Annotated in this window: 14 protein-coding genes; 11 read left to right on the top strand and 3 right to left on the bottom strand. The window is 36.3% G+C overall.

All coding sequences use genetic code 11. The features are described 5' to 3' along the window. Position 1: 1 nt before the first annotated feature. Positions 2-304, top strand: a complete 303-nt coding sequence (locus BG05_RS25635) for a DUF2087 domain-containing protein (protein WP_002168936.1) — start codon at positions 2-4, stop codon at positions 302-304. Between the two features lie 81 nt (positions 305-385). Next, positions 386-1,066, top strand: a complete 681-nt coding sequence (gene yknW / locus BG05_RS25630) for a YknW family membrane protein (protein WP_016126678.1) — start codon at positions 386-388, stop codon at positions 1,064-1,066. 90 nt (positions 1,067-1,156) lie between these two features. On the opposite strand, the gene BG05_RS25625 is transcribed toward yknW, so the two are convergent. Together BG05_RS25625 and BG05_RS25620 are read right to left on the bottom strand one after the other, a co-directional pair. Beyond that, positions 1,157-1,675, bottom strand: coding sequence for a DinB family protein (locus BG05_RS25625; RefSeq protein WP_016119781.1), 519 nt, complete (start codon positions 1,673-1,675; stop codon positions 1,157-1,159). 91 nt (positions 1,676-1,766) lie between these two features. Next, complete coding sequence (locus tag BG05_RS25620) at positions 1,767-2,708, bottom strand: helix-turn-helix transcriptional regulator (RefSeq protein ID WP_002168933.1); 942 nt, start codon at positions 2,706-2,708, stop codon at positions 1,767-1,769. 194 nt (positions 2,709-2,902) lie between these two features. Here BG05_RS25620 and BG05_RS25615 point away from each other — a divergent pair, with 194 nt between their 5' ends. Next, positions 2,903-3,916 carry a LacI family DNA-binding transcriptional regulator gene (locus BG05_RS25615; protein ID WP_002087115.1) on the top strand — a complete coding sequence of 338 codons (1,014 nt, stop codon included), beginning with the start codon at positions 2,903-2,905 and terminating at the stop codon, positions 3,914-3,916. Between the two features lie 39 nt (positions 3,917-3,955). On the opposite strand, the gene yhfH is transcribed toward BG05_RS25615, so the two are convergent. Further along, the gene (yhfH, locus tag BG05_RS30270) at positions 3,956-4,084 is read right to left on the bottom strand and encodes a protein YhfH (protein ID WP_016119782.1); all 129 of its coding nucleotides are present in this window, start codon (positions 4,082-4,084) and stop codon (positions 3,956-3,958) included. A gap of 203 nt (positions 4,085-4,287) precedes the next feature. Here yhfH and BG05_RS25605 point away from each other — a divergent pair, with 203 nt between their 5' ends. The 8 genes from BG05_RS25605 to cysT all read left to right on the top strand — a co-directional run bounded on the left by BG05_RS25605 (position 4,288) and on the right by cysT (position 12,000). Next, positions 4,288-5,022, top strand: coding sequence for an MBL fold metallo-hydrolase (locus BG05_RS25605; protein ID WP_016126679.1), 735 nt, complete (start codon positions 4,288-4,290; stop codon positions 5,020-5,022). A gap of 9 nt (positions 5,023-5,031) precedes the next feature. Continuing rightward, positions 5,032-6,021 (top strand): lipoate--protein ligase, encoded by a 990-nt coding sequence (locus BG05_RS25600; RefSeq protein WP_003187841.1) that lies wholly within the window; start codon positions 5,032-5,034, stop codon positions 6,019-6,021. A gap of 146 nt (positions 6,022-6,167) precedes the next feature. Beyond that, positions 6,168-6,593 carry a hypothetical protein gene (locus BG05_RS25595; RefSeq protein ID WP_016126680.1) on the top strand — a complete coding sequence of 142 codons (426 nt, stop codon included), beginning with the start codon at positions 6,168-6,170 and terminating at the stop codon, positions 6,591-6,593. 177 nt (positions 6,594-6,770) lie between these two features. After that, positions 6,771-8,303 carry a fatty acid--CoA ligase family protein gene (locus BG05_RS25590; RefSeq protein ID WP_003187845.1) on the top strand — a complete coding sequence of 511 codons (1,533 nt, stop codon included), beginning with the start codon at positions 6,771-6,773 and terminating at the stop codon, positions 8,301-8,303. Between the two features lie 184 nt (positions 8,304-8,487). Continuing rightward, positions 8,488-8,739 carry a hypothetical protein gene (locus tag BG05_RS25585; RefSeq protein WP_000435463.1) on the top strand — a complete coding sequence of 84 codons (252 nt, stop codon included), beginning with the start codon at positions 8,488-8,490 and terminating at the stop codon, positions 8,737-8,739. A gap of 97 nt (positions 8,740-8,836) precedes the next feature. Continuing rightward, complete coding sequence (locus BG05_RS25580) at positions 8,837-9,862, top strand: S-layer homology domain-containing protein (protein WP_003187847.1); 1,026 nt, start codon at positions 8,837-8,839, stop codon at positions 9,860-9,862. 233 nt (positions 9,863-10,095) lie between these two features. Continuing rightward, positions 10,096-11,151: a sulfate ABC transporter substrate-binding protein gene (locus BG05_RS25575; RefSeq protein WP_033733840.1), complete on the top strand. Its 1,056-nt coding sequence runs from the start codon at positions 10,096-10,098 to the stop codon at positions 11,149-11,151. Between the two features lie 21 nt (positions 11,152-11,172). Further along, positions 11,173-12,000: a sulfate ABC transporter permease subunit CysT gene (gene cysT, locus BG05_RS25570; RefSeq protein ID WP_002168928.1), complete on the top strand. Its 828-nt coding sequence runs from the start codon at positions 11,173-11,175 to the stop codon at positions 11,998-12,000. Positions 12,001-12,007: the final 7 nt, after the last annotated feature.

Below are 12,007 nucleotides of genomic sequence, written 5' to 3'. Positions count from 1 at the left end.
AATGACCGAAAGCCAAATGAAATTTCGTGATACGACCATTCGCAACTTTTTTGATAAAGAGGACCGCTTAAAATCGATTCCAGGTCAAAAAAAGAAAAAGTTAGTCTTATTGGAACATTTGATTAGAAAGCTGGATGCTGGAAACCAATATACAGAAGAAGAAATTAATGCGTTCGTAAAACAGTATCATGATGATTTTTGTACGATAAGAAGAGAATTTGTTATACATGGGTTTATGGACAGAGAAGACAATATTTATAGTGTGAATGCGAGGGAAGAGTGGACGAGGTGGGAGATGTTATAGAGAGCTCTAATTGTGTAAGAACCTGTTTTCATATCTTTGCTGTATTAAAATGATGAATGTAGCGATAAAGGAGGGATTGTCTTGCAAGCTAGCAGTCTTATGCATGAAGAATTTTCGAGGAAGCCATCGGTTTTTGGGATTTTCACTTCACCGACATTACAATTCAAAAGGATGAGGAATCAAAGAAATATATTCCTCCCATTAACTCTTTTAATTTTACTTATTATCATTTCAAGCGCCTTAATTTACTGGAATTCTTTGCATAACCCTGCACTTAGTATGTTTCATGATAAAACTGGATTTACTGTTCCAAAATACATAACTTTCTTTACTTCATTTGGAATTTCTACAGTAAGTGGAATAGTAGCTATATTTTTTGCGCCTATATTCTATAAAAACATTATGATTTTTTTTGGAGTCGATATTAACTACAAGGAAACATTTCCTATCATTATCTATGCATCTTTTGTATTAAAATTAGGGATGCTTTTAAACGGATTGATTGCGTTCTCCCTTGGTGGATATGAGTTGTCCTATACAGGTTTAGGTGCGATAGCAACAGATAATATGGCTTTACATGCAATCGCTCAAAGGATAGATATATTTAATATTTGGTATTACGTTTTATTAGGAATAGGCTTAAAAACAATTACGAATTTAAATGAAAATAAACTTGTCACTCTCATTATTGTGCTTTTCGTTTTTACTAGTGCATTAGCAAGTATATCTGGATTTATGCAAGAAATATCTAAATTACAATAAAAGTATATTGGATTATATTTTTATTCATTTGTATGAAGAAAGGTGGTTTGGCTATGTGCCAAACCACCTTCTTTCATTCTTTATGGTAAATTATGAAATACTGTGATCCAATCTTTCTTTCTGAAGAAGATGATGTGAAAAATGCATAGAAATGAGCTGGAACCACTCTGGAGCATTTAAGTACCCAAGTCCAGGATGCTCCACTTTACAATCATTTGGAATAGAAGCAAGCATTGGTTCAATGTTTTTTACAGCTGTAATTAATTTTAGAAAACGCTCCTGTATCTCTTCTTTGCATGATGGATGTTCAGGTGTGTATCCAGAGCGATTTGGCACTTTTATTTGTATAGGAGGGAAAGCACCCATTGTATATACTTTTTCACCCATATCCGTTTTTTTGTTAGCTACAGATGGTGTTTCAGTTTTACATTTCTCGATTGCATCTAATTGCATATATGTAGCAGCTAGCAGATGGTTATACATTTGACCGAGCGACCATTCTTCTTCAGAAGGTTTTTTTCTAAATTGTTCAATCGTATATTTGTCTAATTCCTTCACATAACACGTTGCTAAACTTTCGAATTTCTCTAACATAACAGTACTGTTCATATTGGTATCCCCTTTTTAAGAAAATGTATTTGTTAATACCTACAATAAAGGAGGGATGCTGACAACATTATGTCAGTAGTAAAATAAAAAATTAAAGTTTTAACATTTTTTTTACTTCATCATATATTTTCTCAGAAAGAATTTTTGGCTCTAGTACTTGCACTTGGCTCCCCCAGCTTAATACCCATTGAAATACTTCATCTATACTTCTTGATTTCAAAAAGACATGAAAACCATTATCTTTATGCTCGTATGAATCTATAAAAAAGTATCGTGACTCAACAATTTTATGTGCAATATGGGATGGGAATAATAAATGGATCGTAACAGTTCGATTGTTTTCAGGTTGATAGTCTTGTAAAGAAAAGTCTTTCGGTTTTGTAAAGAATTCTTGTTCTTGCTGTAATGTATCCATACGGTCTAAACGAAAATTACGTATTTGTTTTCGAAGTAAGCAATGAGCAACGATGTACCAAATTCCTGAAATATTGACTAAACCGTAAGGATGAACGGTCCGTTTTATTTTTGTAGTTTCTCTTGGTTTACGATAAGAAAAAGAGATAGCTTGTTCTTTTTGAATAGATTCTTGCAATAAGAAAAGTTGGTTTTCTAGTTGTTCTCGCTCGGGTTGCTGATGCGAAAATATAGGAGAAAGGAAACGGAAAGTTCCTCGCAGCTCTTCAACTTTCTTTTTTTGATCAGTAGAGAGGACAACCTCAAGTTTCTCTTTTGCCGATTGCGCATGTACAGAAAAAGAAGAAGTGAAAGTTTTCTCGATATAATCACCGCCTAATAAAAGAGTAACAGCCTCTTCCGGCGTAAGCTGAATGGGTGGCAAGAAATAACCATCCATTAATGAATAGCCGTGACCAGGCATTGAAAAAATGGGAACGCCGGATTCGCTGAGTGCGTCCATATCTCGATAAATAGTGCGTATACTTGTCTCAAATTTTTCAGCTAAGCTTTGTGCTGTAACGGTTTGTTTTCTTTGTAATTCAATTAATATAGCTAATAAACGATCCGTCCGATTCATGAAATATCATCCTTTATTTTATAAATATTCTTATTGTGAACTTCTAAAAGTAGTATGTAATTCCCTGCCATTAACAGACTTTTCCCTATGTATAATATTAATATAGTAAAATCATAAGAACCTATATTGCAGTTTCCAATAATATACTATATAATCAGGATAAGAAAACGTTTTCATGCAAAGGGGGAAATTTCGTGTCGACTATCGAGGACGTGGCGAAATTAGCGGGGTTATCAAGGACAACGGTTTCTAGGGTGATCAATAATCATCCATATGTTTCAGATGAGAAGAAGAAAAGGGTTCAATTAGCAATGAAGCATTTAGGCTTCGTTCCTAATTCTGCGGCGAGAAGGCTTCGTAAACAAAAAACAGAAACAATTGCGGTGCTTGTTCCAAGGATTACAAATCCTTTTTTTAGTAGATTTATTGAAGCAATCGAGATTGCTGCTTCTGAACATAAATATAAACTGATTATTTGTCAAACAAGATATTTACCGGAAAAAGAGATGGAGTATTTACAATTATTATCTACGAAACAAGTAGATGGGATTATTCTATGTTCACTAGAAAATCCGTGGGAGAATGTGGAGCCATACTTGCAACACGGTCCAATCGTGTTATGTAATGAATATATTGAGGAAGCAAATGTTCCAACAGTGAAGTTCGATCATGCACAGGGTGCATACATAGCTGCCAATCATGTATTAGAACAAGGATATCGTAATCTGATTTTTTGCCGTGGCAACGAAACGAAAGTAGTGAGCCAACAGCGAAAAATGGGCTTTTTACGCGCTATTACTGAAAAGAGTAGAGAAGTGGAAGCGATCGATTTTCTTGAAAACGCTTTCTCTTGGGATGATGGAAAACGAATATTCAATGAAGTATTAAAGGACAAAAAAAATCCTACCGCGATTTTGGCAGGAGGCGACGAGGTTGCAGCTGGAATTATCTCAGAGGCGAAACGCCATGGTTGGAGTATTCCAGAAGATCTCGCTGTGATCGGTTTTGATAATCAAATTTTAGCGCAGATTACAGAGCCAGGTATTACGACAATTGAACAACCAATCGACGAGATGGCCCGAAAAGTTGTCGACTTAATGATGGATAAAATCCATACGAAAAATTATCGACAAAAAGAATTGTATGAGTTTGAACTGGAGCTCTTGGTGAAAGGTTCAACGATGAAGGATACGATGTTATTAGCCTAGTAGACTATGTCTGCTAGGTTTTTTTATGTTCACAAACTACTAATCTTCGTGAACGCAATCGTCACATTTGTTATGGTATGCTTCGTGCTGCTCATCAATTTCCTTCCCGCAATGAGCACAAGTTTTCGTCGGTAAATTTCGGAAAAACTCCATTGGTTGATCGATCATGTCAATCCCTCCATTTCCATTTCTTACTATCATTGTATTAGTACAAATAACAAAAGTCAACAACTGTTTTATAACAAAAGTGAAAATTAATGAAAAAGTTTAGGAAATGGATTATAGTTAACAATGTAGGATGTAAGTAAAAAACTTTCTCAAGTACGGAAAAAAACGGCATTCCTACGCGGTTTTAGAAAGGATGGATACATATGAAGATGACTGTTGTCGGCTTTTGGGGCGGCTTTCCAGAAGCGGGAGAAGCAACGTCGGGGTATTTGTTTGAACACGATGGTTTTCGTTTACTTGTAGACTGTGGCAGTGGTGTACTAGCACAGCTTCAAAAATATATAACACCATCTCATATAGATGCAGTTGTACTGTCGCACTATCATCACGATCATGTTGCAGACATTGGGGTATTGCAATATGCGAGATTAATTACGAGTGCGACAAAAGGACAACTACCGGAATTACCAATATACGGTCATACGTTTGATGAGAATGGATTCCATTCTTTAACACATGAACCGCATACGAAAGGAATCGCGTACAACCAAGAAGAAACACTTCAAGTTGGACCGTTCTCCATTTCATTCTTAAAAACAGTTCATCCTGTTACATGCTTTGCGATGCGTATTACAGCTGGCGATGACGCTGTAGTATATAGCGCTGATTCAAGTTATATTCCTGATTTTATTCCGTTCACAAAAGATGCTGATCTTTTCATTTGTGAGTGTAATATGTATGCACATCAAGAGGCTGCAAAAGCAGGGCATATGAATAGTACAGAAGTAGCAAGTATTGCGAAAGATGCAAATGTAAAAGAACTTTTATTAACGCACTTACCGCATACAGGCAACCCATCTGATTTAGTAACAGAAGCAAAACAAATTTTCAGTGGCCATATTACGCTAGCGCATAGTGGCTACGTATGGAATTCATGAGGTGATACGATGTTATTTATTGATAATAAAGGGATTACAGATCCTAGAATAAACTTAGCAATTGAAGAATATTGTGTGAAGAATTTAGATATTAACGAAACATATTTATTGTTCTACATTAACGAACCTTCAATTATCATTGGTAAAAACCAAAACACAGTAGAAGAAATTAATGCAGATTACGTAAAAGAACAAGGAATTCATGTTGTTCGTCGTCTATCAGGCGGAGGCGCAGTATATCATGATTTAGGAAACTTAAACTTCAGCTTTATTACGAAAGATGATGGAGATAGTTTCAGCAACTTTAAAAAATTCACAGAGCCTGTAACGAAAGCTCTTAGTAAACTAGGCGTAAATGCAGAACTAAGTGGTCGTAACGACATTTTAGCTGAAGGTAGAAAAATTTCAGGTAACGCGCAGTTCTCAACGAAAGGTCGTATGTTTAGTCACGGTACGTTACTATTTGACTCTGAAATCGATCACGTCGTATCAGCGTTAAAAGTAAAAATGGATAAGATTCAATCAAAAGGAATTAAATCAATCCGTAGCCGCGTTGCGAATATTACAGAGTTCTTAAACGAAAAAATGACGACAGAAGAGTTTAGACAACTTCTTCTAGAAACAATTTTCGAAGGAGAAACAGAAATTCCAACGTACGAATTAACAGAAAATGATTGGAAAGAAATCCATAAACTTTCTGAAGAGCGCTACCAAAATTGGGATTGGAACTACGGAAAATCTCCGAAGTTCAACTTACAACATTCACACCGCTTCCCAGTTGGACAAGTTGACGTTCGTCTTGAAGTGAAAAAAGGAACAGTAACAGAATGTAAAATTTACGGTGACTTCTTCGGCTCACTAGATGTGCATGACATTGAAGAGCGTCTAACAGGTGTACAATTTGATAAAGATGCATTCACTGTAGCTTTAGAAGGCGTAGATATCGTACGCTATTTCGGTAATATTACAACAGAAGATTTCTTACATTTATTCTTCTAAAAGAAGAAGCCATCCCGAAATATCTTTTGGGATGGCTTTTTTTATTATGAATTCATTTACCGTTAAAAGCGTCGCTAAAAACATCTACTAGCAGGACATTCTTTTATTATAAAGGAAGTATATATAATTAAAGGAGGATGATCGAAATGAAAAGGATAATACACTTTATATTATTGATCAGCTTCGTTATAGGGATGACAGCCTGTAACGATGAAACTTCCTCTAGTCGTACACTTTTATTTATTGAAAAGCCAGCGAAGGATAATGCCATATATTATACGCATACAGATAAAAAACGAAAGATAGATGATATACAAACTATGTTTCAAAATAAGAAATGGAAAAGAAATGAAACGTTTAGTAGCGTTAATAAAACGCCAGATGTTGTCTTGTCGATAGATGAAGACAATAAAGGATTACCGACACTATATGTTACAGTCTACTTGCATGAAAATGGAGCGGACGCTCTCAATTTGTATGGAGAGTATACGGCTTTAAATAAAGAGGAAGTTGAAAAACTTAGGGGAAAGATGAGTGCATATTATCCTACAATGATTTTAGCTATAGTTTAACTATATGTTTGTACCTGTTTCTTTCACATATAATTCTCGTATCTTACTAAAGTGTTCTGGAAGAAAGTGGTCGATGTATATTCGATTAATAGAATATCACTTGCTACTTTAATTTTCTTTTAATATAATTAATTTAGAATTTTTAAATATTCTAAATTTTATAAAGGTGGGGTTTGTGTGAATCTCGTTCAATCTTTGGCTGAAACGGCAAAAAAGAAGGGGGATAAACCGGCGTACATATTTATGGATCAGTCGGTCTCTTATGACCAATTAAACAAAGTGGTCACTAGGTTTTCTAGTAATTTAGCAAAAATGGGCGTTGGAAAAGGGGACAATGTCGCATTAGCTGTAGGCAATTCACCACATTTTTTAGTAGGTTTATACGGAACGATGAAAGCCGGAGCAACTGTCATTCCGATTAATCCAATTTATACAGCAGACGAAATACATTACATATTACAAAATGGAGATGTAAAAACAATCATCGTACTCGACGTCCTTCTACCTGTTATACAATCTCTTACAACAAGACTTCCTTCACTTGAAAATATCATCATATGCGAAACCTCATCAGATTTTAACCATACAGAAACTGAAAAAATGAAAACGTTTACTAGTTTTGTAGGAACTGGAGATGTAACTTACGAAGGTCCTGAACTAGATGAAGAAGATGTAGCTGTTATTTTATACACTTCAGGTACAACTGGAAAGCCAAAAGGCGCTATGTTAACACATAAAAATTTATATAGTAATGCTAGCGATGTGGCGTCGTATTTACAATATACTGCGGACGATCGCGTCGTTGCGGCACTGCCGATGTTCCATGTGTTCTGTTTAACTGTTGCGGTAAATGCGCCGATTGTGAACGGGGCGACTATTTTAATGTTACCGAAATTTAGTCCGAAAGAAGTATTCCGTATTTGTCGCACGTACGAACCAACGATTTTTGCTGGTGTACCGACAATGTACAATTATTTATATTTATTCGAAGAAGCAAGCGCAGAAGATGTGAAGACGCTTCGCCTTTGTATTTCAGGTGGTGCGTCAATGCCTGTTGCCCTTCTGCAAAACTTTGAAAAACGTTTTGACGTTATCGTTTCAGAAGGATACGGTTTATCAGAAGCATCACCAGTTACTTGTTTTAACCCGTTAGACCGTCCTCGTAAACCAGGATCTATTGGCACGAATATTTGGCACGTAGAAAATAAAATTGTGAACGAACTTGGGGAAGAAGTACCTGTTGGTGCAGTTGGGGAGTTAATTGTTCGCGGCCCTAACGTTATGAAAGGTTACTATAATGCGCCAGAAGATACTGCGGCGACAATTAAAGATGGCTGGCTATATACAGGAGACTTAGCGAAAATGGATGAAGAAGGTTACTTCTATATCGTCGATCGCAAAAAAGATATTGTTTTAGTTGGTGGTTATAACGTATATCCTCGTGAAGTGGAGGAAGTATTATACACTCACGATTCGGTAGCTGAAGTTGTCGTAATCGGTGTTCCTGATGAAAACTTAGGAGAAGCAGTGCGAGCTTACGTCGTTCTGAAACAAACGAGCGTAACAGAAGAAGAGCTTATGCATTACTGCACGTTACATTTAGCGAAATATAAAGTGCCAATGAGCATTGAGTTTTTAACAGAATTGCCGAAGAATACAACTGGTAAGTTGTTACGAAGAGCTCTGAGAGAGAAGGCATTGCAAGTGTAAAAATAAAGATATCCATCTCTATGACTACATGTTTAGAGATGGATATCTTTTTGTCCCAAAAAGCTGGATTAGTTTGGATGGACAAAATTCTTACTCATTAAAGTTTCACGTTATTTTTTAGAATTGGTTAAGCTATAAGCCCATATATTTAAAACGTAATATTGCTAATAAGGAGGAGATATACGTGGAGCAGAAGGAATTACGCTTACGGAAAGTACAATATCTTATTTGTGACATTATGGATGAAATGAATATGGAGAGTGAAAAGAAGAACTTAGAAACATTGCAAAAGGTAATTGATCACCTTTCAGGGGCGATTGGGGATTTAGTGGATCCATCGGGTACGTATTCATTAGATTATTTAGAGAGAAAAGTGCATACTGCTCATTATTTATTGTTTAAAAATGATCGGAAAGCATATTTGTGTAATAAATAGGTATTATTCGTTTAATTTTTTATTTGACATTGATAATCATTATCAATATGATAGTTATGTTGGGTATATTCATATAAAGGGAGATGTCATATTGATAATGATTAAGAAAAAATATATTAATGCATTCGTTATAGCAGCAACTTTAGCAGTTCCATTTAGCGGTATCATGGTACCTATTGCGAAAGCAGATGCAGCGGTTGAAATGAAAGCAAATAGCAAACTTGCAGATGGTACATATGACGTTATTTTAAAAACTTATAAAGATCAAACGAATGAAACATCTGTTGCTTCTACGTATTTAAAAAATGCAAAAGTAACAATTCAAGGTGACAAAAAAATCGTTACGTTAACAATTCAAGATAGTAGCTATTTCCAGTACCTTAGAGTAGAAGATACTAATAAAGTAGGGACATTCCATGATGTGAAAGTGATCTCTGAAGATAAAACAAATAATGGTACGAAGGTTGTTCAATTTGAAATCGATGAGTTCTCAAAAAAATATAATATGCAAATGCATATATTAATTCCAGCAATTAAATATGATCATAAATATCAAGTGCAGTTTGAAATCGATGCGAGTGCAATTGAACAGAAATCTAAGTTCTCAGATGTACCAACTTGGGCACAAGAGTCAGTTCAATATTTAGTAGACAAAGAGGCAGTACACGGTAAGCCAGATGGTACATTTGCACCAGCTGAAAATATCGATCGTGGTTCAGCAGCAAAAATATTAGCTACTGTTTTAGGATTAGAAATTAATAAAGATGCGAAGCCATCATTCTCTGACGCGCAAAATCATTGGGCTACACCATACATCGCAGCAGTTGAAAAAGCTGGCATTGTAAAAGGTGACGATAAGGGTAACTTTAATCCGAGCGGGCTAATTAACCGTGCGTCAATGGCTTCTATGCTTGTGAATGCATATAAATTAGAAAGAAATGAAAATATTAAACTACCAAAAGAATTTGCTGATTTAAAAGATCATTGGGGTACGAAGTATGCGAACATTTTAATCCAAGAAAATATTTCAGTTGGAACAGATAATGGTTGGGCTCCAGATAAAGCGGTAAGCCGCGCCGAAGCAGCTCAATTTATTGCGAAGACAGATAAGTTAAAGAAATAAATCGAAACTAAAATCAGCGGGATTCCATTCCCGCTGATTTTTAGCTTGTATGAAGTTTCTTATATAATAATTCTAAATTCCAAGTTGACACATGTGAATTGCGGAATTAAAATGGAAAGAAATCAAACAGAATACAATAGAAGCTCATCAGAGAAACTGAAGGCGCACAACGTTCACTTTTGTGAATAGATTGTGTGCCTTTTTCTATTGTACAAACTAAGGGGGCTTTATATATGAAACAGTGGGGTAAGACAGCGTTTATGAAAAGTACAGGTGTCTTATTATCAGCATTTGTTCTTTTATCAGGGTGTGGTTCGGCAACATCCACTAGTAATTCTGCAGGAGGCGGAGATAAAAAGACAGTTGAGCTTTTAAATGTTTCATATGACCCGACTCGTGAGTTATATCAAGATTTCAATAAAGACTTTGCGAAGTATTGGAAAGAGAAGCATGGTCAAACAGTAAATGTAAAACAATCACATGGGGGATCTGGAAGTCAGGCGCGCTCCGTTATTGACGGTTTAGAAGCAGACGTTGTAACACTAGCGCTCGCTTATGATATTGATGCGATTAGTAAGAAGAAACAACTAGCAGAAGATTGGCAGAAGCGACTTGCGGATAATTCTACTCCGTATACATCAACGATTGTATTTCTTGTGAGAAAAGGAAACCCGAAAGGAATTAAAGATTGGGATGATTTGACGAAAAAAGGTGTGTCTGTCATTACACCGAATCCAAAAACATCTGGAGGAGCACGGTGGAACTATTTAGGGGCGTGGGGATACGCACTGAAGAAATATAACAATAGTGAAGAGAAAGCGAAAGAGTTTGTCGGTCAAATTTATAAAAACGTAGAAGTACTAGATTCAGGAGCACGCGGGGCAACGACGACTTTCGTTGAAAAAGGAATTGGTGATGTGTTAATCGCTTGGGAAAATGAAGCGTTGTTATCACAAAAAGAACTTGGAAAAGATAAATTCGAAATTGTAACGCCTTCGATTAGTATACTTGCCGAGCCGCCAGTAGCTGTTGTAGATAAAGTCGTTGATAAAAAAGGAACGAAAAAAGTAGCAGAAGGATATCTTGAGTATTTGTATTCAGAAAAAGGGCAAGAAATTGCGGCGAAAAACTTTTATCGCCCTCGTAATGGAAAAGTAGCAGAAAAGTACGCATCACAATTTCCGAAAGTTCAATTATTTACAGTGGATGAGTTATTTGGCGGCTGGAAAAAAGCGCAAGAAAAACATTTTAATGATGGCGGCGTATTCGATCAAATGTATAAAAAATAAGGGGGGATGAGGTGACTTTGTATGAGGAAGAAGCGTGTTTTACCAGGGTTTGGATTATCTCTTGGATTTACAATGCTGTATATGAGCTTATTCGTACTTATACCACTTTCTATCGTATTTATTCAAACTTCGCAGCTAGGCTGGAAGAAGTTCGCACAAGTTATAACGAGTGAGCGTGTTTTGCATTCCTATCAAGTAAGTTTCACAACTTCACTTGCAGCGGCAATCGTAAATGCCATTTTCGGTTTATTAATTGCTTGGGTACTCGTTCGCTACACATTTCCAGGGAAGCGGTTATTAGACGGACTAATCGATTTACCATTCGCTCTTCCGACTGCTGTAGCTGGTATTACACTTACGACGCTTTATGCGGAAAATGGCTTTATTGGAAAAATATTTAGTGTGTTTCATATAAAAGTAGCTTTTACCCAGCTCGGCATTATTGTGGCGCTTACGTTTATTGGCTTACCATTTGTCGTTCGAATGGTGCAACCAGTGCTGCAAAGTATTGATAAAGAAGTAGAAGAAGCAGCTTCTAGTTTAGGGGCATCACGCTTTCAAATATTTGTGAAAATTATTTTGCCAGAAATATTCCCGGCTCTACTTGCTGGTTTTTCACTCGCCTTTGCTCGGGCGTTAGGGGAATATGGATCTGTCGTGTTCATTGCAGGTAATATGCCGATGAAAACAGAAATCGCACCGCTTATGATTATGACGAAACTAGAACAATATGATTATGCAGGCGCAACAGCTGTAGCGGCTGTGATGCTTATTATTTCTCTCCTTTTCCTACTATTTATTAATATGATTCAAACTTGGAGCAGAAGGCATGAACTGAAAAGTGAATAGGAGGGGA

This window comes from Bacillus mycoides (assembly GCF_000832605.1).
Lineage (GTDB): Bacteria > Bacillota > Bacilli > Bacillales > Bacillaceae_G > Bacillus_A > Bacillus_A mycoides.
This window is presented reverse-complemented; position numbering and strand designations above follow the sequence as displayed.